Below are 24,468 nucleotides of genomic sequence, written 5' to 3' on the forward strand. Positions count from 1 at the left end.
CATTAAGCTTGATGTGGAAAATATAACTGAGTCACATAAGTAAAGCTTCCTGGTTCCGCCCCCAGAACACGTTCCATGATCCCTGCAAAAGCTTCAATTTTTTTCTCGTACTGCTCTGCCTCCCACTGGAAGATACCTTGGTCCAGAATAAATTGAGAGGAAACAAACAAAAATTCAATACTCTCCCGAGGAGTTGATGTTTGAAACACTCCCTCCTGAATACCTTGCTCAATTACCTCAGTCAAAATAGGACTTAATTGCAGCACCGTCTCAACAAGACTCTTTTGGTGCATCTCCACATTCTGGACATCGTGCAGCTGCTCAATTACACCTAGCTTTCGCTCGTCAGGCTGATTTTGGGCCGTGATAATCTGAAAAATCTTTTCATGAGCGCTTAATTCCGGGTCAGATACTATACGCCTTGCTGCGGCGACACCACTGGTAATAAAACGCGTGATGATCGCATGCATGACCTCTTCTTTGGACTGAAAGTAATAATAAAACGTACCTTTTGCGATGTCACAAGCCTCAAGAATATCCATGATGGTTGCTTTCGTATAGCCTTTGGTCATAAACAACATTTCGGCAGCATCGAGAATTTCGTTTCTGCGTTGTTCCGGATTTTTCGTCACTCTCATCGATGAGGCCTCCCCTCTACTGACCGACTGTCGGTCTATTTTAATCATGATAATCCATGGTTAGAACCCCATACTTACTAACCATTGCCCTAATTGACTTTCTCTGCTTTTCAAATCTTCTCGTTCTTTCACATATTTACCGATACGTTTGTCTGCAACCAGCTGTCCATCCATCATAAACAATACTCGTTCCGAGCGAGCAGCAACTTTAACATCGTGAGTCACGAGTAAAATCGTTGTACCAACTGCTGCGTTAATATCACCAAGAATGTCCATAATTTCATGTGTTGATTTTGAATTCAGCGCTCCGGTAGGTTCATCTCCGAACAGAATATCCGGATTGTTGATCAAAGCCCGGCATATCGCAATCCTTTGCAGTTGTCCCCCTGAAGCTTGGGTAATGTTATGCTCAGCCAATTCGTCGATTCCCATTTTTTTCATTAATGACATCGCACGGTTGTTAATCGTGACTCGGTTGCTCTTTTTAGCCAGATAAGCAGAAAGGATGATGTTGTCGAGCAGATTTAAATTTTTGAGCAGATGAATGTTTTGAAAAATAAAACCCATTTTGGTCAAGCGCAGACTTGCCAGCTCTTTCTCGGGAAATGCTGATATCTGCTTGCCGTTGAAAAACACACTGCCTGTGCTGATCTGATCCATACCACTGATGTTATAGAGCAAGGTCGATTTACCCGAACCGGATGGTCCCATGATGGAGACAAACTCTCCTTTTTTGAGCTGCAGATTAATATCTTTCAGAATACGATGTTCTTCATTCTCGCCAATCGCTACGGATTTATTCACATCTCTAGCTTCTAGTATGGTAGTCATATTGGTTATGCCTCCCTATTCCACAATCATTTTCGAAATGCTAGTTTCCCGTATTGACTGAATGCTGATCCATGCTGTAATGATAATCGTTCCTGCCAGTAGCAATGGACAGAGCACATACGCCTGCACCGGATCAATCACAAATACAATCTTTGAGGCACCAAATGAGGACATAATGCCACTAACCAGCATTGACCCCAGTGTATTGGATAAGACTGTGCCTGTCGCGACACCTACAATCAGGATAACTAATGACATCACGACATACTTCAATTTGATCTTGGATAAAGCAAAACCGATGCTTCGCAATACAGCAATGTCATTGTTATCTTTGGCGACCATCATCTGTAGGAACAGTGAGGTAATCAAAATGGAAATGAACACTCCAATGGTCAGTGCTAGAGTGGTTACCAGCTTCAATTGCTGAATCGTGCCACCAAGTGTTTGATTCAAGTAACCTTGAAGGTCCGTTACACGTGCCGGTGAGAAGTCTTTCTCATACGCTGCAATTTTGCTTGCCATGACTCCACGATCTTTTAGATCCAAGCTGACGACATACCACAGCACACTCTCCTTGTTGTAAGGTAATAGTGCCTTCGCTGTTTTGCCACCATTGGTCACATCCTGATAGATGCCACTGACGGTCATCACCTGATCCTTACCTCCCACCAGCAAGGTCAACTGATCCCCTGTTTTGAGTTTGCGTTCGCTGCTACTCGCATCCGAGAGAGCAATCTCCCGATCTGTTGCTGGTGCGTTCCCGCTCAGATAAGACAAAGGAAAAATGCTGAAATCTCCGCTCTCCACGCTGAGATTATCATAGCTACCTTCGGCATTACGAATCTTGAACTGGCTCGTTACGAGAGGTGAATATTTCTGAACATCTGCGTCATTCTCAATCTCGTTAACCAATTGGGCATAACGTAGCTCTACGTCGTCGGTATGCCTAAGATCGATTCGAATATCACTTTGCCCTACCCCCATATAAGATATGAAGCTCGGCGCCTGCAATGTATTCAAAAAGTTAAGTGGCACAATCATAATAAATGAGCTGACGATAAACACGAATAATAACAAACGGAACATTTTCATACGCTGCACCACATCCTTAAGCCCAAGGAAAATAGGCACGGAAGACCAGCGATTACGAGACAGACTTAAACGGTTCCGAACAATCTTGGTATCACCCAAACTTCCGGTACGAAGGGCTTCCACTGCGGAGATTGAACGAAAACGACGAAGCACGGCACGGCAGAATAGGACAACCATGGTGAATATCAAACCGGCTGCAAGCAGAGGTACGGCGAAATGCAGTAATGTAGCCGGTGCTTTCCCCATATACAGCATAATGTTGGATACAAAAAGCTGATTCACCCCAATGGAAGCCACATATCCCAGAATGGAAGCCAAACCGGCCATAAACACATATTTGATCAGATAGAGCCGCTTGATATCTTTCTCCGCAATACCGATGGCTTTCATCACGCTGATCTCGCGGTAATCCTCTTCAATGGTTGCGAGCATGGTAAAACGAATGCATAACATCGCAATAAGAATCAGTATGAGACTGACCAAAATAATAACGGCTGCAATAATTCCGTCTGTCATCGCATTGAGCAGTTGGAACAAACCATAGGTCACTACCGGCCCAGCGTTAGGTAGCCCTGCATTTTGATAGGCTTGAATGAACTCACTCGTTTTGGCGGGATCGTGCAGACGGAACTCAATGAGATATTCCATCTCTCCGACACCCTGCTTCAATTGATTCAGATCATTCGGGCTTACGATAAAACGTTTGGAGTGCACGACAGATGGATTCATTTGTGCATCACGCACAAAATCAACAATGGTGTATAAACGCTCAAACGCCCCATTATTGATCCGAACCTGATCTCCGATATTTAATTTATTTTGCTGCAAATAGTACACGGGCACAGCGATCTCACCATCACGAACCTGAATAATTTCACTGTTCAGATTCAGCAAATAATCAAATTGCTGATTTTGTGTAACCAGATCAATATCCATGACGGTATTTTTCTCGGACTCAGCACCGAGATACAGGTTAGCTCCATCAATATTGACCATCTCGACAATCTGATGCTGCTCAACCATTGTATTTCCTTCGGCCCAGGTGTTCACTTGGACCTGATCCAGCTCTCCAGCGTGCATTTGCACAAAATGAGGTGTCTTCGATTCAGAGAACAGATACTGTATGGAACTCGTCAGCTCCATGATCATTCGAGAACCAGAAGATACCAGCAAGGCAGCGAGCAGAACAAAAATAAACAGGGCCGCCGTAATTCCTTTTTTCCTCATCAAGTCGTTTCTCAGCATTCTCAGCAGCATAAACTAACATGGCTCCTCCCATCTACTCTACTATGTTCAGTCTTTCTAACGCTGGGGTCATGAAGCTTGTCAGGTAATACGCCACCGTTGCAGGGTGGTGCATGATAAACATATGCGTACCTTCTCTAATGGTCTGAAGCTTCATCGGGACATCGAAATAAGGTTCCCACTTCAGCACGGATTGAAGGGGAACAGCATTGTCCCGTTCTCCCCGCAGATACAGTACTGGCAGTGAAATAGGCTGATATTCAAGTGTTGCAGCGGATTCCAGCATTCGAAAATCCGCCCGTATTACAGGCATGAAGTACTGCAAAAGTTCTTTTTCATGGATAAGATCTTTCGGCAGACCGTCATAAGAAAAGAGTTGATGAATCAGCTGATCATCAGACATCTGGTCGTAGCGGTTGACCGCACAATCGGCAGGTGTGTTGCAGGCTGATAACACAAGCCTTAATGTTTGAGCTACATCTGGGAGCTCCTTCTGGATACGCTCGGCAACATAATAAGCGGCAATTCCGCCCAAGCTGTGTCCAAACAACGTTGCACCAGGTTGGATTACTGGCAACAGTTCTTGGGTGTAAAGGTCTACAAGCTGCTGCATATGTTCCAGAGGCTGTTCAGCATTCATCCCATGACCGGGAGGTGTGAACGCCCATATTTCTGTATCCGGAAGGTAAGGCACTAGAGGATTAAAACTCTGAGCATATCCACCCAGATAAGGAAAACAGATCAGCTGCCTGTTCCCCTGTCCCTTTTGCAGTCGTTCGAGGTAAGTCTGTGCCATCGATCTTCACCACCGTTAATTTTTTATTTTCTATTCAAAACATATGTAAGGAATGTCTAGAGCGTTGTGCTGACTTTTTTAGAACCAAAATCACATTGCTGTTTTACTCCTGCCAATCTGTCAACTTGGAATCATTTGTAACTAAATGAATTAATTTATAGATACCCACATTATATAATCACTCTCTCATTTGTCAATGCGTACATATTTTTCTATTTTGTCGAAGCTTTTTACATATTTCTTCTCGTATACGCAATGAATCTATTATAACTAGTTCTATTTAACTTGAAATTCACGGGACTCGAATGCTATTTTTTACATATATTCAACCAATAAATGTTTCTTTTTTAACACTCCCAAAGAACCACCTCTCATTTATTTCATGTTCAAAAAATTGAATAACCACTGGGTTGATTTTCATCAATCAATTATTCAGACTACTTAAGTCGTCTTTGTAGATAATAAAAATTGACAACAATTTATAATGTAACTATTATAGTTACATAGATGGAAATATAGCTTCACACATCTACAGCTGCTCCTTGGAAGTTGTGTAATCCTATACTTCGCAGGCAAGCTGTACATACACGATTGTTCGACAAGAAGTTGCTAAGATGCAAATGTTTGCAGACTACATTTTAGGAGGAAACAAAATGAAATTGTTAGTTACAGGTGCTACAGGTAAGCTTGGTTCACTGGTCGTAGAAGCACTGTTGAAAATGAATGCCACTGCCGACTTGGCTGTTAGTGTGCGTTCACCGGAAAAAGCAGAAGCATTGCGCTCCCAAGGTGTAGATGTTCGTCACGGTGATTTCGATCAACCCGAGACACTGGCAAAAGCTTTTGATGGAGTAGACCGCTTGCTGCTCATCTCCACAGACGGTGATAACGAAACACGTATTCGTCAGCACCAAACTGCTGTTCAGGCTGCCAAAAAAGCAGGTGTCGGTTACATCGCATATACAAGTGTTGTCAACGCCGAGCATAACCCGCTCTCCCTTGCTGAGGTGCACCGCAAGACAGAACAAGCGATTCGTGAGTCTGGTATCCAATATACCTTCTTACGGAATAACTGGTACCTTGAAAATGAGGCTGGAAGTGTACAAGCTGTTACTCAGGGCGCGCCTTGGGTACATGCAACGAATGACAGCCAAGTGGGCTGGGCTACCCGCCGTGATTATGCTGAAGCTGCTGCTATAGTACTTGCAGGTAAAGGACATGAGAACAAGGTCTACGAATTGTCTGGTAAACTGCGCACACAAGCTGAGCTTGCTGCGATTGCTGGTGAAGTGCTTGGACAGGAAATTAACGTACAAAATGTGGACGATGCTGCTTACGCGGACATCATGAAAGGTGCAGGTTTGCCTGATTTTGTAGTGTCCATGCTGGTTGAAATGCAGGGAGCAATCCGCCAAGGCGCACTAGCAGTGGAGAGCGATGAGTTGGAAACATTGCTTGGACGTCCAGCTCAACCGTTAAGTGAAGGCTTGAAGGCCATTTTGAGTTAATCACTCCGCCATCTCTAATTTTGATAAATGTACACAACTTAAAAAGGGTTGTTCCTGTCATTGAATGACATGCGGAACAACCCTTTTTTTGCTTATTTGTACACTCTGAACAAAATACGGCAAATGGTCAACATACAGCCCGCATCCAGCTTATCATTGCTCGATATAACGTGCAGGAACAACATCAGCTAGCCAAATATTATCGTTGCCATGGTAAAAAAGAACTCCCTCACGTGCAGCCTGCTCAGCCTGAACACGTAGAATAACAGGCTGATTATCTCGCCTTTGCCCAACCTGACGTGCTGTGTCTATATCAGCCGATAGATGCACATACTGCCGTTGCCGGGGCTGCAGACCATGTTCCATAATCGAAGCCACAGCCCGACCTGGTGTTCCATGGTACAACCACCGGGGAGGCTCAGCAGCTATTTTAGTTATTTTTTGCGGAGTGGAATGACCATAAAGTGCACGAATTCGCCCCGCACTTATCTCGTGCCTCTTTTTCTCTGAACCTGCGATCATCTTCTCCAGATCTTTTTCCGTAACGTTACGCCACCCTGGGCTTTCATTCAGAGCAACGAGTAATTGCGGAATCTCTACCCAGCCCTCTTCATCCAGCTCAAGCTCGTATTCCCATGGAGCATGCCGCAATGCATATGAAAGCTCTTTACTTAACTTCATGTAGTCCATAACGCACTCTCCTTATCTACCCCTACTGCTGTACTGCCGCCAGAATCTCTTGAATGTTACGTGCCAGTGCTTCGTGATCCTCTTGCGCAAACTGAATATGTCCGTTAATACCACGATGAATAATCGCATTCATCACTGGATGCGCCTCTTCATTAGATGCAACCCGAATCAGATCGTCAGCAAAATCAACCGCTTGCTGTTCGCTATAATTGAACGGCTTGATAAGCATTCGAATACTTAGTGCATGTGCTTGGGGTTCTGCCAAGCGGTCCCGATGAGTAATACTGTATATCGCGCCAAAACCAAACGCCGCCAGCACCTGACGCTGTAATTCAGTCGTATCTGCAAGTGGTGTGTCGATCAGTTCACAGATCTGATCCACCATGTGCTCCAGTTCATCTGCTGCCGCACTCAGAATAACGTCATCTTGATTGTTAATATTTATGTTCTCATTCATAGAATCATCCATTTCCACATTCTCCGTTCTATATTTAATACCAAAATAATGAAAAACCAAATCTTCTCAGTCAAGAGTTGATTTGGTTTACATGTAAGAACACTGTGTTCCTCTGCACATTTACAAAAAAGTCCAGCGTTACGCCGTCTCATGCTGCTTCTTCGGCTCCGGCTCGTAGACCTGGGTATGCTCGTTCTCTTCAAGCATCCACTCTACAGTACCTGGCTTGCGCACCTTCCACACCAAAGCCTGGACACGCAGCGATCTTCTGACCCAAGACAGAGAAGTACAGCGTTTCTCAGAACGAACCGTCAGCCCCCAATGAATCACTCGGGCAAGCCATGGACTCACATATTCGTTATGTTTGCGAACCGAGGGCAGTTCATCTTGAAACAAACGTTGTTTGACATCCATTGGTGGCTGTCCACAGGTCCAATAATGAAGCAATGCGGACAAACTATAGATATCCGACATTGGCCCCTGCAACGATTTTTCAGAATAAAATTCAAGAGGCGAGTACCCTTTTGATGTGAAAATGGACTGCTTATCTCCGTTCTGGATCGGCCAGCGAACGGCTGAACCAAAGTCGAGCAACTTAGGTGTCCCATCTTCCATCACGAGTACGTTCGACGGCTTAATGTCACGATGAAGAATGCCTTGTTTATGTATATATTCCACCGTATCCACCAGCGGTAGCAGCGTATCGGTAATAAAATCGGCCTGCATCGCATGATTACGCTCTTTCAAATACTCTGTCAGCACTATACCAGGGCAATATTCCGTGACCAGATATCCCGTATCATTGGCTTCAAAGTGGTCCACATATGAAATAATATGCGGATGATGAAGTGAAGACAACAACTCCCCTTCCTGAAGAAAGACAGACAACAATTCCTGAAATTGCCCTCCATATCCCCGGGAAGCACAGTATACACTGCGCTTATTGGACTGACGCGCAGCAATGCGATGGGGGAAAAATTCCTTGATGGCTACTTTCGAACCCGTGTGTCGATTCCGTCCAACATACACAATAGCCAGTTCACTGCTGGACAGAACCTGTCTTACCTGATATGTATCATTTAGAATGACATTGCGCTGTAATGCCATGTTCCAGTTATCTTTTCTCATATCCAACCTCTTTTCAACCTTGTCGATCGGAAGACTTGGCGCTTGACTGTGTTTGATTCATTATATGCATCCTTCTTGAGTACTTCTAAGATGCCGGTCGATTGCCAACCATCCATATAAACCAAATTACACAGTTTGAAACATTTTTCTTGCACCATGATGATATTTCATGCTTCCATTTCCTATTTCAAAGATATATACGCACTCTTCTATAAATAGTATCGACAGGAGGGGCAAATTCGTTAATTTAATTCGAAAAAATACGAATTGCCCCATGTTTTCAAGCCTTTTTATGATTGCACAATGGTCTGGATCATTTCTCCTCCAAAACTACTTCCCATAATGCTCGCTTAAAAACTGTTGGATCTCTTCATTCATCTCATGTAATGCATCCTGAGAAGGGAAATGTCCCGTGTCATATTTAATGGCCCGTACATTCGAAATAATCTGACGTGCACGGTCAATACATTTATCCGCCGGGAAAAAGACGTCCTTCTCACCCACCAGTAGCAACGTAGGCGCGTTATAGTTCTTAAGCTCTTCCCGCTCTGCAAGCTTAGGTAAATCTTGTTCCAGACTGACATACTTGAATATTTTACCGATCAGATTTTTGTCCGCTTCCTTCATACAATGGCATGACAGGTTATCCGTGATCTTTTGCAAAGAAGCTGGCGAAGAAGTCATACGATACTTGACGAGTGGAAGTGTAATATCCTGAGCAGTCTTCATTCTGGAACTAAGCGCGAGACCCGCAGGTGCGACCAGCACTGAACACGCAATACGCTCCGGAATATACGTAGCCAATCTGAGAATAATACCGCCCCCAAATGAAGGACCAATAAATGCACTTTGCTCAATGTTGTAATGGTCCAGAAGATCAGATACCCACAGGGCTAAGCTGTCAAAACGGGATGAAATGCTCGTTTCCTCGCTATACCCAGGATGACCAATCGTGTCCGGCGCTATGATCCGATAGGATTGAAATAACGAAGAGAACCAGGATAATGTCATCGGATTCACACAGTTACCGCCTTGAAGAATAAACAAGGGCTTGCCATCTTGCGGCCCGGTTAACAATACATGTGTTTCTCCAAAACGTGTCTCGACATATTCTCTTGTAACTCCTTCACCCAACGCATTCAGATATATCTCGTACTCTTCTAGAATACTGCTCTTGCCTTCTTCACTTCTATAAATGGAACTCATGTCTGCCTCCTGCAATGTTATACTCATCTCACCTGTTCCAGTGACTCAGACCTGAATATTTCCGGTCCAAAAAAGATAAGGAGGACCTGTAGCAGGCTCCTCCATATGTGCAACTTATCATATGCTGATGATTATAGAATGGAAATCGGATATTGTAAATATCGATTCTACTAGACAGGCATAGAGCTTTTTTATTTTAAGGATAAAGAATTACTTCCGCCCATAATCCGCCTTGATCTCACCCCACTGTTTGGTCTGCCATTTCAGTACTTTATTGGTATACGTATTCGTACGAAGCCACTGCTCTGCCCGATCAATCATCCGCCAAATCTCCTCAGTCGAGTTGTCCCGCGGCAACGTTGTGGCGACTTTTTTTTGTTTCAACCATTTCATCGCATTAACGGAATCCGTGTATACCGTTTTGTTGCTGCCTTCTTTTTTGAGATAAGCCAGTGCATGCACAATAGCCAGAAATTCACCTAGATTATTCGTGCCTTTCGAGATCGGGCCGACCGAAAAAAGCACCTCGCCTGTACGGGTATCCACCCCTTTGTACTCGACGGGCCCTGGATTGCCTCGTGTTCCAACATCAACGGAGATGCTGTCATAGTCAATTTCCTCCGACGTTTCCATCCCGGCACTTCTACCGCTGGTGCCCGACTTGGATTTGAACTTGGAAGCACCGCTAGTACTGCCTGCGCCTGTTCCCCAGTTTCCTTTCCATCCAGCACGGTATGCCTCTTCAGCAGCTTCTTTGGATTCATATGATTTATATTTGGCGCCGGCATATTGATCGGTCTGAGCTTTGCACGCCGCCCAAGTGTTATATACGCCTGGTTGCTTACCTTCCCATACTACATAATATTTCTGTTTTGCCATGCGTAACCGCTCCTTTGTTTACTGCATCAATATCCTATTGTAAACGATGGGCTATTCAAAATGAAATAGACGCTTTAGCTCCAGATTATCGTGTGCTCAAATAGGCAATTCCCAAGCCTCCGGTGACCGGATTTCGATAAATCTCACATTCCACCTCAAATACCTCGCCTATGATTTCACGAGTCAAAATATCGGCAGGAGTTCCGTGAACAACAACTTGTCCACGTTTCACCACATAGAGATAATCACAGTAGGCTGCCGCAAGTTCAAGATCATGCAGCGCTGCCAGAATACCGATGTCCAGTCCGCGAACGATATTCAATATTTGAAGCTGGTACTTGATATCCAGATGATTGGTCGGCTCGTCCAGAATCAGAAATTCCGGTTGCTGCGCAAGTACACGTGCCAGAATGACACGTTGCTTCTCCCCGCCGGACAAAGATGTATAATTGCGGCCTGCATGTCCAGTCAGCTGCACTTTTTCCAGTGCCATCTCCACAATCTGTTCGTCTTTTGCATTATCGGTCTCCAGCAGTTTTTTGTGCGGTGTACGCCCCATCATAACCATCTCACGAACAGTAAAATCAAAGCTTAACTCGTTAAACTGACCAACAACCCCCATCTGCCTGGCCGTGACTTTTGGACTCGATTTCAAAATATCGGTATCTCCCAGCATAACGCTGCCATGCTGCGGTTTAATGACTTTATAAATACTTTTGAGCAACGTCGATTTGCCGCAACCGTTCGGTCCGATTAACCCGACGAATTGTTTCTCCCTCACCTGAAGTGAAATATCACGCACGATATCTGTATCCTGCACGGAAAAGCATATATTATCGACCGTTAATTGCATGTTATTTTCCTCCAAAGCCATAGCCTTTTTTGACAAGCATGTACATAAACATCGGTGCTCCAATCATCGCTGTAATAATACCGATGGGCAGTTCGACACTGGAGATTAGCGATCTCGCAATGACGTCTGTCCACATCAGGAATATCGCGCCAAACAAGACCGATACAGGCATCACTTTACGATGATCCGAGCCAACGATCCCTCTCACGATATGCGGAATGATTAATCCGACAAAACCGATCATGCCACAGCTAGCAACCATCACACCCGTTACGAGCGCAGTTAATATCATGTACAGTCTGCGATAGACACTCAGGTTAATTCCCAAAGTAACCGCAGCTTCATCACCCAGTAACATCGTGTTTAACACACGGGATTGCAGCAGGAAAAACAATATAGCGGTGAGCACAACCAGCCCTATTAGCGGCAACTTGTTCCAGCCGGAAGCGGCAAGACTGCCCATCGTCCAGAATGTGACTGTTTTGATACCCTCGGCATTGTTCGCAAAATAGATAATGAAATTGGAAAATGCACTGCACAGTGCATTAATAACCATACCAGCAAGCACCAGCTTGACTGATGTCATTTTCCCTCGAATACCGGCCAGTGTCAGAACAAGCAAAGCTGCACCCATGGCTCCAGCAAACGCCCAAAAGGCAACTCCCGTCTGTCCTAACCAGCTAATCGCACCAAACCCGATGAGAATAGCAAAGGTAGCTCCGAGCGAGGCTCCTGAGGAAATACCAAGGATGTAAGGGTCCGCCAGCGGATTCTGGACAGCAGCCTGCATAACCGAACCACATAAGGCGAGACCCGCACCAATGAACATCGCCATTAATACACGTGGAAAGCGAATCTGCCAGATAATATCCGTGAAGGAGCCTGCTCCAAGTGGCTTGCCTCCCCACTCCATTCCCGTTATTTTGGCTAAAAGAATACGATAAGACTCTCCTAGCGGTATACGCACTTGTCCAATTGAGACCGCGATACCTGCAGAAATCAGTACAATCACGATTAATGCTGCAATAAGTAGTGTAAAACCTGTTTTGCTGTGAATCAGGGATTCTTTTTTTCCCAAATGCTGTGTCCCAGCCTGAATCGTCTGTGCCATCTCTTCCCCCATGAATTCTATTAAAATTGTGCGAAACTTAAATTAGCACTTTACAAAGTATTTTCTCGGATTATAATTGAGAATGATTATCTTTGTCAATTAATATACAAACAAAAAAGGGGTTATTACCATGTTGAAATGCTCGTCCAGAACCACTTTCTTTGCTGCGCTAGCTCTGTTATTACTGCTGCTGTCGGCATGTTCATCCAATACGTCCACACCATCCACAGCTGAAGATACGGCTTCTCAAACAGGGACAACCGAAGCCGCTGCACCTGCGGGAACGGCCAATCAAACGACCTATCCGCTTACTGTTGAAAACTTCTCTATGTCTGGTGAAGGCGGAGAATGGAAACCCAAAGCCCAGGTGTTTGATAAGGCACCTGAGCGTGTTGTTGCCAATACTCAATCGGCTGCCGAAATGCTGATCAAGCTGGGCCTGACTGATAAAATGGTTGGGGTTGCTGCACTTTATGGTGCGGTAACACCCGATGTAGCTGACGAATTCGCCAAAATTCCAGTGTTGTCCGACAATTACGTAGGTAAAGAACTTGTTGTTGGCGCCAGCCCGGATCTGGTCTTTGGACGAGGTGACCTGTTTGCTGATGCGGACTGGGGCGTGGGAAGCGTAGACGGACTAAATGAGATGAACATCCGTACCTTCATGCAAACGACCAATCACAAGGGAACACTGGAGAGTCTGTACAGCGACATTACACAGCTCGGACAGATTTTTGACGTGCAGGATAAAGCTGCAACATTTATCGACAACCTGAAGACACGGGCAGAGGCGATTAAAGCCCGTGTTGCTGATCAGCCGGAGCACAGCTTTGCCTATATTGTACCCGCGACAGAAGACAGCATTACCGTAAGCAGCATGCAGAACGATACGTATCAGCTCGATGCACTCAGCCTGTTGAAGCTGAAGAATGCATTTGATGGCGTACAAGGCGAAGTCAGCCTAGAACAGTTGATTACCGCAGACCCGGATTACCTGCTACTCTCGGCTTACAGCGGTTCACCCGATATCAACAAGCTGATTCAGAATCTGTATGCCAACCCTGCGTTGCAGAGTATGAAAGCTATTCAAAACAAACAAATCTACGTGACCGATTTCAGCCAGTTCTGGGGATACGGATATCAAATTATTGACGGGATTGAAAAGATGGAAAAAGAAATGAAGGCTAATCCGATCCAATAGTTCTGTGGTATCTCTGCCGCACAAGTGACCTACATCCAATCATCTATTCACTTATTCATCCATGTATGGCCAGACCCAGAAACAAGCGAAGGCATCTTCCTCTGTTTCTGGGTTTGTGCTTGACATTAGTTTGACACCAAACTATATTAGATGTATGAAAACAAGAGATGCCGTTTCACTTATATCTAAAATTAAAGAGAAAACCAATCGTTTTATCCTAACGGAAATGGCAGCACAAGGCATTCACGATCTCGCCACTTCACATGGGGATATCATCTATGCGCTCTACAATCATCAACGCTTGACTATGGCGGAGATTGCCAAGAATATTCGGAAGGATAAATCCACAGTGACCGCGCTTGTCGACAAATTAGTGCGGACGGGATATGTAGCAAAAGAGAGAGATGCAGCCGATTCCCGGATCGTTCACGTTGCTTTGACGGCTAAAGGTGAAGCATTAAAACCAATCTTCGAGGAGATTTCACAGCGACTGCTGAACACCTTTTATACCAACATTACAGAGGATGAGAAAAAAGAACTGCTTCGCATTTTGATCAAAATTCACGATAACTTTTAATTTTTTTTGCATTATTAGTTTGATATCAAACCATCGTAAAGGAGCGTTTCATATGACGGATTATACGCAATACTTGCCTGAACACGAGGTACATCTGGTTGGAAAAAACGATCTATATATTGAGCTGTACAGAGGAGATCCGTCTGCCACCCCAGGTAGGAAGATTTCCCCACCACTTCTATTTGTCCACGGAGCATACACAGGAAGCTGGATGTGGAGCAAGTATATTCCCCATTTTGTGGAGAACGGGTGGACTTGCTATGCGTTGAATCTGAGAAGTCATTATAAGAGCCGAGTGATGGATCTGAGCCGAATCACGGTGGACGATTATATGGAAGATATACGCGAAGTGCTCTCCTTGATCGCTGAACCTCCTGTATTGATTGGCTTCAGTATGGGTGGTATCCTCAGTCAAAAAATTGCAGAGACCGCTGATCTGGCAGGATTAATTGTTATTGACTCCAGTATCAGCAAAGAAGTTCATGATGCTCTGCCCTACCCTGTTACAGATCGAATTGAACCGGGAATAATTATGCCTGCTCCGATACGTCCGGAGCTTGAAACGATCGATGAATCCTCGGAGGATATTGCATTTCAACGCCAGTATCTGCAGATGGAGTCCGCAAAAGCATTTCGAACCTTTTCCGCCCTCTGCGGGGCAAAAGGGATATCTATTGATGGGAGTCTGATTACTTGTCCCAGTCTGGTGATTAAAGCTGTGTTGTCAGAGGACGAGGATCAAAGAGGCCAATTAACCGCGAAGCAGCTAGGAGCCAATTATGTCGGACTTTGGGATACAACACATACGGGTGTACTCGTGGGTCAAGGGTATAAAGAAGTCGTCGATATTATGCTGGAATGGCTTGGTTCGATTGATCTGGAATAAAAACAAATCACAAAAAGAGCACCTCCTGGGAGACTGCTCCTTTTGTGATTCGTTTACTCGCTTTTTACTTCATGTAGCGGGATTCATCCCCGTCACATCTGTGCTCTTTTTTTGAACATATAAATAACGGATACGATGACGAACCACACTGGTGTTACAAACAACGCCACACGTGTATCCTCTGCCAATGCTAGCACTACAATGACAAAGGCGAGGAATATCAGAACCAGGATGTTGGAGAAAGGGTACAACGGTAATCTGAACTTGCTTTGACGGGCCAGCTCAGGCTGGGTACGCTTATACAGTAGGTGGCAGATCACCATGACACCCCAGACGAAAATAAAACATACCGTTGATACACTTGTGATCAGTGTAAATACACCTTCCGGCATAATGTAGTTCAACACAATGGCGATGAAGATCACCACCGTCGAGAAAAATAATGCATTGGCAGGAACCTTTCTTTGGTTCACACGTGCAAAAGATTCTGGTGCATTCTGATCTTTGGCCATGGAATAGACCATACGGCTTGTACTGAAAATCGCACTGTTACATGCGGATGCCGCTGACGTCAACACGACAAAATTCACTACCCCAGCCGCTGCAGCAATACCCACCGCCGCAAACACCTGTACAAATGGGCTCTCGGTCGGCACAATGGCACTCCATGGATAGATGCTCATGATAATGAACAGAGCTCCTACATAGAACAGCAATACCCGGATGGGAATCTGGTTAATGGCTTTTGGAATAACCTTTTCTGGATTCTCCGTTTCTCCTGCGGTTAATCCCACCAGTTCCATACCAACAAAAGCAAAAACGACCATCTGAAACGATAGGATGAAGCCATATAACCCATTAGGGAACATGCCCCCGTGGCTCCAGAGGTTGGTTATAGTTGCAGCACCCTGATTTGTTGTAAATCCTGTAACAATCATATACAAACCCACTACAATCAGAGCCAAAATAGCCAACACTTTAATCAGAGCAAACCAAAACTCCATCTCCCCAAACAGTTTAACCGTAGCGAGATTCATCACCAGCAAAATGACCAAAGCAATCAGTCCTGGCATCCACTGAGGTACGTTAGGGAACCAGAACTGCGTGTATAAGCCAACCGCGGTAATGTCAGCCATCGCAATGGAAATCCAGCAAAACCAGTAAGTCCAGCCTGTAATAAAGGCCGCCATATTTCCCAGGTAATCACGAACGAAATCTACAAAGGAATGATACTGTAAATTGCTCAGTAGCAGCTCCCCAAGTGCCCTCATAATAAGGAACAACACGATACCCGTAATAATGTAAGCTAGTAGAATGGAAGGTCCCGTTAGTTGAATCGTTTTGCCCGCCCCGAGAAAAAGGCCTGTTCCGATCGCTCCTCCAATGGCCATCAGCTGTACATGTCTGTTCTTCAGTCCTCTTGTTAATGTTTCTTCCTGCATGGTATACCACCACTCTCTTTCTGTGCATGCTCTCTATGTTGAAGAATAATATACCATTTAATATAAAAAAATCTATCTCGAATACCTATCATTCTTTTTTATTATTTTTATCATGAAGCAGATTTCAAAGTGTGTATGACCACAATTCGTATCGAGGCCAATGGAATGTAAACAAGCTGCCGCCTGTTTGATACAAACAGCAGCTTTGAAGTTCCTAACCTTGTTCAGTTTCTTGCGGGAATCAATCCCCTCCCTCGTACCATAGCTCCAGCGGCAAACCGACCAGGGATTTGCCAATCCACTCTCTAGCGATGTTGTTGGAGGGACCCATGACGATGCCTGCACGTGCATCACGGAAGAGGCGTTCAAACACGCCTTTTTTATAACCATAACCTCCGGTAACATCCAGCGCTGCTTTGGTCGCTTTATTAGCAACTTCCGCAGCATGAATTTTGAATTCAACCAGCGGCAGGAACAGTTCGACTTGCGGTCTTCCCTGTGCCTGAAGTTCGTCCAGCTGCCTCGCAAGAGATAACTGCCATGGCTTCAAGCTGGAGATTAGCACCTTCACCTCAGCCAACTGCTGGCGGATGATCTGGTAATCAGCCAAACGCTTGTTAAAGTCCCGATGAACCATGCCCTTCACATATTCGGTTGCAGCCTCAAGTGCTGCCTCAGCAACTCCAAGCCAAGTGGAGCCCAGGCCAATCAGATATACGGGGGATACACCACTTTCTAGAATTTCGCGTCCCTGTCCCTCGGTACCGAGCTTATCCTGAGTTGCAATCCGGACACCTTCGTACGTGATCGGGCCACTATGGTTCCCCCGAACACCAAGTGCATCCCATACCCCCGAGGTAATACCCTCCAGTTGTCCATCGACAAGGAAAAAGCTCACATCTGTCGGCGCTTGTGCTCCTGGTGTGCGGGTCTGGGTCACATAAAAATCAGCTTGTCCCGAGCTTGTCGTGAACGACTTTTCGGCATTCAGAATGTAATCCTCCCCGTCTCGGGAAGCCTCGCTGAAATTAAACCACCAGTGACCTCCCGAAGCGCGCTCGCTAGTAGAGTACGTACCTATCGCCCCATTGCGTACCGGCTTTAGCCAGCGCTCCTTCTGATCTTCATTTCCGTAGAGGGCTATCGTCTGAACGGCTCCAACATGCATGACATACACCAGTGAAGTCGAAGGGCATCCCTTGGCAATTTCTTCTGCCGCAATCGCAAAGGCAACATGATCCAGGCCGCGTCCGTCGAAGCGTTCGGGAATCAGCACACCATTCCACCCGCTCTCGGCAAGCGCGGACAGATTCTCACGCGGGAACCGACCCTCACGGTCGATCAGTTCCGCACGTGGTGTAATGACTTCGTCGACAATGCCCCGAATTTCAGCTCTCAATTGCTCATAGTCAGGCCGCGGGTGAATCGTGTTTGCTTGAATACTCATATGTCATCTCTCCTCTAATTAAAATAGGGATTCTCCCTCAATAACACCACGGATACAGATGTACCAATCCAATCCATCTCATTTCATCTATTAAAATCAATGGTCTGCTCAGGTAGCTATAACCCGGCTCAGCGCAGCCTCCTTCTCTTTAACCAGCGGGATGACCTTCTCACCGAAAGCCTGAATATCCTCATCGTAATGAAGAAAGCCGATAAGAACGAGGTCTACTCCAATCTTTTTCAACGCAATGATGCGGTCTGCTACCTGTTCCGGGGTACCAATCAAACCTGTTTTGAACCCGTCATTATATTGCACCAGGTCGTCAAAATTGGAATTTGCCCACATTCCCTCCTGTTCAGGAGACGCTTTGCCTGCAAATTGGACCTGACTGCGAAAGCCCTCCACGGCCTCGGGGTCAGCATATAGAATAATCTGACGCAGTACCTCCACTGCTTCTTCTTCCGTATCCCGCACAATGGCAAATGCGTTGACTCCGAATTGCAGCTTACGGTTATAGGACGCCGCCCGCTCGGTCACATCCTCAATCTGGGCACGGAATCCATCGATGTTATTCCCGTTCATAAAATACCAGTCCGAGACTCGTGCAGCCATGTCGCGTGCAGCCGCCGAATTTCCTCCCTGAAACACAGGGGGAAGTGCAATCGGTTTGGGTTTGTGTGGCGCTTCATGAATACGGTAAAAGTCACCCTGGTAATTGGTTTTGTCTTGCGTCCACAGCTCCTTCAGCACACGGATGAACTCTTCGGAGCGACGATAACGCTCGTTATGGTCCAGCCACGGTTCTCCGAATCCATGAAATTCACCCTTGAACCAGCCGCTAACAATATTTACTGCAACTCGCCCTTGGCTGATATGGTCAATCGTCGTAATCGCTTTTGCTACTGGACCGGGATGCCATAATCCTGGCAATATGGCTGCTATCAGTTTCAAGCGATCTGTAACCACCGCGAGTGCAGAGGCAAGAGCAATAGCTTCCAGTTGATTTTCAGCGCCATAGCTGGCCATAAATCTGGTTTGCAATAACGCATAATCAAATCCCGCCTCTTCTGCGATTCTGGCATACCTCGCGTTATCCTCAAATGACCAGCCTGTTTTTTGCGGGATGCTGGAGATAACCAGACCCCCACTTACATTAGGAACCCAATACGCAAATTGTATGGACATGTTAAATCCCCTCTTCAATGGAATGAGTTATAGTCAAGGGCCAGGACCCTCTCTACCGGAGCGAAATGCAACAAAAAAGACACCTTCAACTTATACATGTGAGGTGCCTTTAGTTCGTCTAATCGGCCAGAAAATATGATGTTTTTAATGGAGATGATGCAAAAGCAGACGACATCATTTGGAAGCTGCAGGCGCTTTTACCACATGATCAGGAAGGGTATTATTGGCAATCATCTCACCAAAAGGACTGATAAATGAACGTTCACCGTTGTTCCCATACTGTGCATAATTCAGCTTTGGGAACAACAGCTCGGCAGTACGGTAGGCTTCTTCCAGATGCGGGTACCCCGACATAATGAAGGTTTCAATGCCCAATGCCTCGTACTCCCTCATTCTCTCTGCAACCTGGTCGGGATCACCTACAAGTGCTGTACCGGCACCGCCTCTGACCAGTCCAATGCCTGCCCACAGATTCGGGCTGATCTCCAGATTGGAACGATCCCCGTTATGCAGTCTGGCCATTCGCTGTTGACCGACGGAATCCATACGAGCATAGATCTTCTGGGCGGAAGCAATAGTCTCTTCATCCAAATGAGCGATCAGGTCATTCGCGGCTTGCCAGGCTTCTTCTGCGGTTGGACGAACGATTACATGGAGCCGGATGCCAAAGCGCAAACTCCTTCCCTTTCTGGCAGCAAGCTCTCGCATCCGGTTGATCTTCGCCTCTACCTGATCAGGTGGCTCACCCCAAGTTAGGTATACATCCACATGCTCGGCTGCCACCTCCATGGCAGCATCGGAGGAGCCTCCAAAATAAAGCGGAGGATAAGGCTTCTGAATGGGCGGATACAGGATCGACCCACCGTGGACCTTCAAATATTTTCCATCAAAATCGACCTCCTCGCCCGCCAGCTCCTTGCGCCATATCGTTAAAAATTCATCCGTCAATGTGTAACGCTCATCATGATCCAGAAACAAACCGTCGCCTTCAAGCTCGATTGGGTCCCCTCCGGCAACGACATTGATCAACAGTCTGCCTTTGGAGAAGCGGTCCAGTGTACTCGCCATTCGTGCCGCCGTGGTCGGCAGCATCAGACCCGGACGCGCAGCGACCAGAAACTTTAGATTGTCTGTCACCGACACCAGAGAGGAAGCAACCACCCAGGCGTCTTCACATGATTTTCCCGTTGGCAGCAGCACCCCTGCAAACCCAAGCTCATCGGCAGCTTGTGCTACCTGCTTGCAATAGTGATAGGTCACTGCCCTGGCACCTTCACGGGTGCCCAGAAATCTTCCGTCCCCATGTGTCGGGATAAACCAAAACAATTCCATTTGTTCTCTCCTCCTGCTCATATGATGGCTATTCTGTTCTAGCTCTAGCTCTGCTCTAGCTTTTCTCTTGAATCAGCTTCCAGACAGGAGCTGTTAACGACCATTTGTCATGTCGAACGTAATGGGATGCAAGGCCACGAATCGGGTCACCTGCATAAAATTTTTCATATAATAAATGTCTTGCGCCGAGCGGACTGCCGATGAGATCCCAGGCCAGCTTGAACAGCTCCACTTTTTTCTCAGCACTTACCGCAGCCCCTTCAAAATACAAATGCATAAGTTCGGAAATCGGACCGTAGAAGTCCTCAATTCCGGAAGGTGTCTGGACAAAGCCACCTGCGCCAACTTGTTGAAGTATCTCAACAGCCCGTGGATAATATTTGGTTCCCAAATTTCGTGCCGTCTCCACATATGTAAGATCAGGAACGAGCACGCCTGCCGCGTCAGGCAAGGCTTTGGCCTCCGCTGCAATAATCAGCGCCTTGATTACGTCAATCTGTGTCAGCAGCTCCCCCAGCTTTTCTTGAATATGCAGAAATCCGGTTACGCCTATCGACTCAGCTACCGCAAACGCCACCCCTGTGACAAATTCCAGCTTGGCTACAAAGCGCACGACATTTTGGTGGAAGGCAAGTCCATTGGCTGTACGGTTCCCGCGAAGTTTCAGGACCTTGTCAGAATCTCCATAGAGAAGCACCCTTTCCCAAGGAATCAGAACATCATCGAAAAAAAGGACGGCATCCATCTCATCGTATCGTGCACTGAGTGGATGGTTACGTTCTCTGGCGTCCGCAAACGACTCCCTGCACACAATATGCAGTCCTGGGGAATTCGCCGGTACGATTAAGACATGAGCATGTTTCTGATGTCGAGTCTGAAATTGCAGGAACGAAAAGATGAGAAAATCATGTGTATACGGTGCACCCGTGGCAATCATTTTGGCTCCCCTGACCACAATCCCTTCAGATGTTTCCTTCACCACATGGAGAAATCGCTCTGCGATCCGCTGATCATCCAGCCCGCTGGAACGATCAATCTGAGGATCAATGATCGCTGTCGTCAGAAAAAGGTCGCGGTCTCTGGCCTCGTGGTAATAGGTACTAATTTTGTCCGTGAATCGCGGGTCTAGTTCGGATAATTCGTGCCGGGCAGCATACCACCCGGTGACTAGGGAACGGGCATAGTCAGATAACCGGCTCATCATGCCACTGGTACTGGAGGACCAGACCGCAAAAGACTGACTGCGCTTGTTCAGCTCGGCTGCTGTGTACGGAACGAGAAATGAGCTGTGTGCATATCGCTCCTGTCCATCAGGAGCAAAGCCTACCTGCTCCCGTTGAAGAGGATCATCGAGCATGTTAAACAGTTGCCTGATGGTGGACAGTGTGCCTTTAAAAGCCGCATGCTCGGAAATATTCCGGACCTGCTGCCCTTCGAGCCAGACACGTCGTCCATCTTCCAGACTGGAAATGAAAGTGTCTCCCCTCAAAATGTCACCCCTTGTTCAAATTATATTTTTCCGATTGATTTGCTATGTTTTATTGTTTATCATAGCTAATATCCATTGGAGTGCAACAATCAATCATTTCCGTTTTGACGGTTACCAAACACAAATATCTGATCTGTTGGGCAACGTCAAAATAAACTACAATTCAGCTTCATTTGAAGGTGGCTGGATGGTAAGCACATTTCCATGGATGCATTAAATACGGATCTAGACGGTGTTGTTTAACCAACAATTCATCCCAATTTGTTGTATTCGAGGTGATTAGAAGTGAATGAATCCCGAAGTATGGACCGAAGAATTCACAGAACTCGTGTCATGATCTCCGAAGCCTTTTTGACCATTATGGCGAAGCAAAATTACTCGGACATCAGTGTGGTGGACATCGCAGAACAAGCCAACATCAACCGTTCAACGTTCTATGCCCACTTTATAGACAAGGAGGATTTGCTGGATACCATTGTAAACGAGAAATTCCAGTTGCTGGACGATGTGCTCAAGGAACGTGGTGCTGCCATTGATGTGGTTCCCTCATTTACCGAGCCTGACCCGATCTTTGCGGTCTTGTTTGAACATATCTTTGAGCATGATGAGTTCTACCGGGTCATGCTGCTGATCAATCCTGTTGGCAATTTCAGTACCAGGTTGAATGAGGTGATCAAAGCTCATTTTTTTCAGCGGATAACCCGAATCGGAATCAATCAAAAAGTTCAGGTACCGTTGGACATTTTACTAGATCATCTCAGCTTCTCCACCAGTGGAATCATTCATAAATGGCTTGAAAACAACAAAGTATACTCTCCCCATCATATGGCTTTGCAGCTTACCCGTCTTGCCCGGCTAGGTATCTATAATGCATCGGGAATTTCGTGACCATGCCCATAAGATTTCCTGAACCCTCAGTCGAACGGGAAGTTTTCTTGTACAAAAAACTGAAGCCTGTTTAATACAGGCTCCAGTTCTCAGTCACTTTCATAAATTTACCAGGGGCAGCACTAACGGGGACACCCCATCGCTCCGGCAAAAGCCCAGAAAGCTACACCCGTCTGGCCCAGCCAGCCAATCGCACCGAATCCGATCAGATTTGCAAAGGTTGCTCCAAGCGAAGCGCCTGAGGATATGCCCAATGTACGGATCTGCTAACGGATTCTGCACAGCTGCCTGCATCACCGCAACACATAGGGCCAGACCTGCACCGATGAACATGGCCATCAGCACACTCGGGAAACGAATCTGCCAGATAATATCCGAAAAGGAACCTACTTCGATTGGTGTTGCCCCCAATGACTCCGAGGCCACCATTCCTGTTTGTTCACGGGGCTTATACAGGCAGCTGGATGTGGAGCAAGTGCATTCCCACTTTGTTCAGCACGGTTGGACATGTTATGTCATGAACCTGAGAAGTCACTACAAGAGCCGGGTCATGGATATGACTAAGATTACATTTGACGATTATTTAGAGGATATTCGTGAAGTGTTAGCCGAGTTCAACGAACCTCCCGTTCTTATCGCCTTTAGTATGGGTGGGATACTCAGTCAAAATATTGCTGAAACTGTTGCTCTGTCAGGTTTGATTGTAATCGACGCCAGTCTGAGTAAGGTAGTTCATGAGTTAATACCCTACCTGAAAGCGATCATATTACACCCGGGATCATCTTTCCTCACCTGTCCGTGATGAACTGATCAGTATAGATGAGACGACAGATGACATCGCCTTTCAACGTAAATACCTGCAAATAGAATCAGCGAGGCAAACTAACTGCCAAGCAGCTGGATGCTGCATACCGACCCATACGGGTTTACTGGTGGGCCAACGATACATGGAAGCAGTCCATATCATCTTTGAATGGTTACACAGACAGCAATCCTTAGAACTAACGGGGAAACTCGATAATTTAACTTTATTTACTTAAACTCAGATATATTAATAAACAATGTACTTCACGTCGATATAGTACTGAGAACTACATTTCTGGAGGTTAATAATGAAAAAGCGCCTTATTAAAAGAAATCTAAAAAAAAAAACTGCTGTCATATCTTTAGCTATGATGCTAACTTCTCAAGTTTCTCCATTTATTCAATTAGCTAAAGCATCTCCTAACGTGCAATTCAATAAGAAAGTAATTCTATCCTCTAATCAAGAAGTAAAACTCAGGCTGGATCCTAGCTACAACTACATAACTAATGTCGTTAATTCTGGAACAGACGGGATTTTTGACATAGGCGACATTGTGAATTATTTAAATAATTCCCCCTCTTCTGCTGTTGCAAGTGACGTAAGAAAGATGTTAGAGAGAATTGATTTCCGAGCCTTTGCTAATTCGAACAACAATGATCCAAACTTGGCACCACTGATTGTAAGCTCGCCCTTGATTACGTTTGATCCCAATAGGAACAAATTTGACCCACACGTTTTGGGTGTGTCTTACTTATTCCACGATCCCAATGGAGATGCGCTCT

Annotated in this window: 23 protein-coding genes and 1 pseudogene; 7 read left to right on the forward strand and 17 right to left on the reverse strand. The window is 45.9% G+C overall.

What is annotated here, in order from left to right:
• Window positions 1–2: 2 nt before the first annotated feature.
• From PQG66_RS11245 to PQG66_RS11260, 4 genes are read right to left on the reverse strand one after another with little or no spacing between them, the layout of a single operon-like run.
• Window positions 3–638, reverse strand: a complete 636-nt coding sequence (locus PQG66_RS11245; protein ID WP_272037753.1) for a TetR/AcrR family transcriptional regulator — start codon at window positions 636–638, stop codon at window positions 3–5.
• A gap of 60 nt (window positions 639–698) precedes the next feature.
• Window positions 699–1,469 carry an ABC transporter ATP-binding protein gene (locus PQG66_RS11250; RefSeq protein WP_272037754.1) on the reverse strand — a complete coding sequence of 257 codons (771 nt, stop codon included), beginning with the start codon at window positions 1,467–1,469 and terminating at the stop codon, window positions 699–701.
• Between the two features lie 15 nt (window positions 1,470–1,484).
• Entirely contained in the window at window positions 1,485–3,818 is a 2,334-nt protein-coding gene (locus tag PQG66_RS11255; protein WP_272037755.1) for an ABC transporter permease, read from the reverse strand.
• 22 nt (window positions 3,819–3,840) lie between these two features.
• Window positions 3,841–4,602, reverse strand: coding sequence for a thioesterase II family protein (locus tag PQG66_RS11260; protein WP_272037756.1), 762 nt, complete (start codon window positions 4,600–4,602; stop codon window positions 3,841–3,843).
• 653 nt (window positions 4,603–5,255) lie between these two features.
• On the opposite strand from PQG66_RS11260, the gene PQG66_RS11265 reads away from it, so the two are divergent.
• Window positions 5,256–6,110, forward strand: a complete 855-nt coding sequence (locus tag PQG66_RS11265) for an SDR family oxidoreductase (RefSeq protein WP_272037757.1) — start codon at window positions 5,256–5,258, stop codon at window positions 6,108–6,110.
• A gap of 153 nt (window positions 6,111–6,263) precedes the next feature.
• Here the strand turns inward: PQG66_RS11265 and PQG66_RS11270 are convergent, their stop codons facing one another.
• From PQG66_RS11270 to PQG66_RS11300, 7 genes are all read right to left on the reverse strand, one after another.
• On the reverse strand, window positions 6,264–6,800 hold the full coding sequence (locus PQG66_RS11270) for an RNA 2'-phosphotransferase (protein ID WP_272037758.1): 537 nt from the start codon (window positions 6,798–6,800) through the stop codon (window positions 6,264–6,266).
• A gap of 22 nt (window positions 6,801–6,822) precedes the next feature.
• Entirely contained in the window at window positions 6,823–7,269 is a 447-nt protein-coding gene (gene imm48 / locus PQG66_RS11275) for an Imm48 family immunity protein (protein WP_272037759.1), read from the reverse strand.
• A gap of 126 nt (window positions 7,270–7,395) precedes the next feature.
• Window positions 7,396–8,385: a serine/threonine protein kinase gene (locus tag PQG66_RS11280; protein ID WP_272037760.1), complete on the reverse strand. Its 990-nt coding sequence runs from the start codon at window positions 8,383–8,385 to the stop codon at window positions 7,396–7,398.
• Between the two features lie 330 nt (window positions 8,386–8,715).
• The gene (locus tag PQG66_RS11285) at window positions 8,716–9,591 is read right to left on the reverse strand and encodes an alpha/beta fold hydrolase (protein ID WP_272037761.1); all 876 of its coding nucleotides are present in this window, start codon (window positions 9,589–9,591) and stop codon (window positions 8,716–8,718) included.
• Window positions 9,592–9,801: 210 nt separating this feature from the next.
• On the reverse strand, window positions 9,802–10,470 hold the full coding sequence (gene rnhA, locus PQG66_RS11290; protein ID WP_272037762.1) for a ribonuclease H: 669 nt from the start codon (window positions 10,468–10,470) through the stop codon (window positions 9,802–9,804).
• Window positions 10,471–10,555: 85 nt separating this feature from the next.
• The gene (locus tag PQG66_RS11295) at window positions 10,556–11,323 is read right to left on the reverse strand and encodes an ABC transporter ATP-binding protein (protein WP_272037763.1); all 768 of its coding nucleotides are present in this window, start codon (window positions 11,321–11,323) and stop codon (window positions 10,556–10,558) included.
• A gap of 1 nt (window position 11,324) precedes the next feature.
• Window positions 11,325–12,434: a FecCD family ABC transporter permease gene (locus PQG66_RS11300; RefSeq protein ID WP_272037764.1), complete on the reverse strand. Its 1,110-nt coding sequence runs from the start codon at window positions 12,432–12,434 to the stop codon at window positions 11,325–11,327.
• Between the two features lie 130 nt (window positions 12,435–12,564).
• Between PQG66_RS11300 and PQG66_RS11305 the strand changes: the two genes are divergently transcribed.
• The 3 genes from PQG66_RS11305 (at window position 12,565) to PQG66_RS11315 (ending at window position 15,098) form a co-directional block, all read left to right on the forward strand.
• A complete protein-coding gene (locus tag PQG66_RS11305) occupies window positions 12,565–13,635 on the forward strand; it encodes an ABC transporter substrate-binding protein (RefSeq protein ID WP_272037765.1) in 1,071 nt (356 codons plus the stop codon).
• 154 nt (window positions 13,636–13,789) lie between these two features.
• Window positions 13,790–14,212, forward strand: coding sequence for a MarR family winged helix-turn-helix transcriptional regulator (locus tag PQG66_RS11310; protein WP_272037766.1), 423 nt, complete (start codon window positions 13,790–13,792; stop codon window positions 14,210–14,212).
• A 52-nt stretch (window positions 14,213–14,264) separates the two neighbouring features.
• Window positions 14,265–15,098 carry an alpha/beta fold hydrolase gene (locus PQG66_RS11315; RefSeq protein ID WP_272037767.1) on the forward strand — a complete coding sequence of 278 codons (834 nt, stop codon included), beginning with the start codon at window positions 14,265–14,267 and terminating at the stop codon, window positions 15,096–15,098.
• A 92-nt stretch (window positions 15,099–15,190) separates the two neighbouring features.
• On the opposite strand, the gene PQG66_RS11320 is transcribed toward PQG66_RS11315, so the two are convergent.
• The 5 genes from PQG66_RS11320 to PQG66_RS11340 form a co-directional block, all read right to left on the reverse strand.
• Complete coding sequence (locus PQG66_RS11320) at window positions 15,191–16,540, reverse strand: amino acid permease (protein ID WP_272037768.1); 1,350 nt, start codon at window positions 16,538–16,540, stop codon at window positions 15,191–15,193.
• A 241-nt stretch (window positions 16,541–16,781) separates the two neighbouring features.
• Window positions 16,782–17,987, reverse strand: coding sequence for an acyl-CoA dehydrogenase family protein (locus PQG66_RS11325; protein WP_272037769.1), 1,206 nt, complete (start codon window positions 17,985–17,987; stop codon window positions 16,782–16,784).
• Between the two features lie 108 nt (window positions 17,988–18,095).
• On the reverse strand, window positions 18,096–19,172 hold the full coding sequence (gene sfnG / locus PQG66_RS11330) for a dimethylsulfone monooxygenase SfnG (RefSeq protein ID WP_272037770.1): 1,077 nt from the start codon (window positions 19,170–19,172) through the stop codon (window positions 18,096–18,098).
• A gap of 174 nt (window positions 19,173–19,346) precedes the next feature.
• The gene (gene ssuD / locus PQG66_RS11335; RefSeq protein WP_272037771.1) at window positions 19,347–20,504 is read right to left on the reverse strand and encodes an FMNH2-dependent alkanesulfonate monooxygenase; all 1,158 of its coding nucleotides are present in this window, start codon (window positions 20,502–20,504) and stop codon (window positions 19,347–19,349) included.
• 55 nt (window positions 20,505–20,559) lie between these two features.
• Complete coding sequence (locus PQG66_RS11340; protein ID WP_272037772.1) at window positions 20,560–21,993, reverse strand: 4-hydroxyphenylacetate 3-hydroxylase family protein; 1,434 nt, start codon at window positions 21,991–21,993, stop codon at window positions 20,560–20,562.
• Window positions 21,994–22,296: 303 nt separating this feature from the next.
• Between PQG66_RS11340 and PQG66_RS11345 the strand changes: the two genes are divergently transcribed.
• A complete protein-coding gene (locus PQG66_RS11345) occupies window positions 22,297–22,881 on the forward strand; it encodes a TetR/AcrR family transcriptional regulator (RefSeq protein WP_272037773.1) in 585 nt (194 codons plus the stop codon).
• A gap of 137 nt (window positions 22,882–23,018) precedes the next feature.
• Here PQG66_RS11345 and PQG66_RS11350 read toward each other — a convergent pair.
• A pseudogene (locus PQG66_RS11350) lies at window positions 23,019–23,310 on the reverse strand (iron chelate uptake ABC transporter family permease subunit); the annotation flags it as partial.
• Between the two features lie 88 nt (window positions 23,311–23,398).
• Between PQG66_RS11350 and PQG66_RS11355 the strand changes: the two are divergent.
• Complete coding sequence (locus PQG66_RS11355) at window positions 23,399–23,683, forward strand: hypothetical protein (protein ID WP_442955095.1); 285 nt, start codon at window positions 23,399–23,401, stop codon at window positions 23,681–23,683.
• 310 nt (window positions 23,684–23,993) lie between these two features.
• On the forward strand, window positions 23,994–24,468 hold a 475-nt coding region (locus PQG66_RS11360; protein ID WP_272037775.1), incomplete at its 3' end, for a hypothetical protein.

This window comes from Paenibacillus sp. JJ-100, assembly GCF_948329825.1.
In the GTDB taxonomy this organism is placed as follows: Bacteria; Bacillota; Bacilli; order Paenibacillales; family Paenibacillaceae; genus Paenibacillus.

Excerpts from the sequence above, each read along its gene's own strand:
- PQG66_RS11310 (WP_272037766.1), top strand. The coding sequence starts at position 13,790 with ATGAAAACAAGAGATGCCGTTTCACTTATATCTAAAATTAAAGAGAAA.
- PQG66_RS11295 (WP_272037763.1), bottom strand. The coding sequence starts at position 11,323 with ATGCAATTAACGGTCGATAATATATGCTTTTCCGTGCAGGATACAGAT.
- PQG66_RS11265 (WP_272037757.1), top strand. The coding sequence starts at position 5,256 with ATGAAATTGTTAGTTACAGGTGCTACAGGTAAGCTTGGTTCACTGGTC.
- PQG66_RS11280 (WP_272037760.1), bottom strand. The coding sequence starts at position 8,385 with ATGAGAAAAGATAACTGGAACATGGCATTACAGCGCAATGTCATTCTA.
- ssuD (WP_272037771.1), bottom strand. The coding sequence starts at position 20,504 with ATGGAATTGTTTTGGTTTATCCCGACACATGGGGACGGAAGATTTCTG.
- sfnG (WP_272037770.1), bottom strand. The coding sequence starts at position 19,172 with ATGTCCATACAATTTGCGTATTGGGTTCCTAATGTAAGTGGGGGTCTG.
- imm48 (WP_272037759.1), bottom strand. The coding sequence starts at position 7,269 with ATGGATGATTCTATGAATGAGAACATAAATATTAACAATCAAGATGAC.
- PQG66_RS11250 (WP_272037754.1), bottom strand. The coding sequence starts at position 1,469 with ATGACTACCATACTAGAAGCTAGAGATGTGAATAAATCCGTAGCGATT.
- PQG66_RS11245 (WP_272037753.1), bottom strand. The coding sequence starts at position 638 with ATGAGAGTGACGAAAAATCCGGAACAACGCAGAAACGAAATTCTCGAT.
- PQG66_RS11300 (WP_272037764.1), bottom strand. The coding sequence starts at position 12,434 with ATGGCACAGACGATTCAGGCTGGGACACAGCATTTGGGAAAAAAAGAA.
- PQG66_RS11255 (WP_272037755.1), bottom strand. The coding sequence starts at position 3,818 with ATGCTGCTGAGAATGCTGAGAAACGACTTGATGAGGAAAAAAGGAATT.
- rnhA (WP_272037762.1), bottom strand. The coding sequence starts at position 10,470 with ATGGCAAAACAGAAATATTATGTAGTATGGGAAGGTAAGCAACCAGGC.
- PQG66_RS11345 (WP_272037773.1), top strand. The coding sequence starts at position 22,297 with ATGGACCGAAGAATTCACAGAACTCGTGTCATGATCTCCGAAGCCTTT.
- PQG66_RS11270 (WP_272037758.1), bottom strand. The coding sequence starts at position 6,800 with ATGGACTACATGAAGTTAAGTAAAGAGCTTTCATATGCATTGCGGCAT.
- PQG66_RS11305 (WP_272037765.1), top strand. The coding sequence starts at position 12,565 with ATGTTGAAATGCTCGTCCAGAACCACTTTCTTTGCTGCGCTAGCTCTG.
- PQG66_RS11320 (WP_272037768.1), bottom strand. The coding sequence starts at position 16,540 with ATGCAGGAAGAAACATTAACAAGAGGACTGAAGAACAGACATGTACAG.
- PQG66_RS11285 (WP_272037761.1), bottom strand. The coding sequence starts at position 9,591 with ATGAGTTCCATTTATAGAAGTGAAGAAGGCAAGAGCAGTATTCTAGAA.
- PQG66_RS11315 (WP_272037767.1), top strand. The coding sequence starts at position 14,265 with ATGACGGATTATACGCAATACTTGCCTGAACACGAGGTACATCTGGTT.
- PQG66_RS11260 (WP_272037756.1), bottom strand. The coding sequence starts at position 4,602 with ATGGCACAGACTTACCTCGAACGACTGCAAAAGGGACAGGGGAACAGG.
- PQG66_RS11325 (WP_272037769.1), bottom strand. The coding sequence starts at position 17,987 with ATGAGTATTCAAGCAAACACGATTCACCCGCGGCCTGACTATGAGCAA.
- PQG66_RS11355 (WP_442955095.1), top strand. The coding sequence starts at position 23,399 with ATGAACCTGAGAAGTCACTACAAGAGCCGGGTCATGGATATGACTAAG.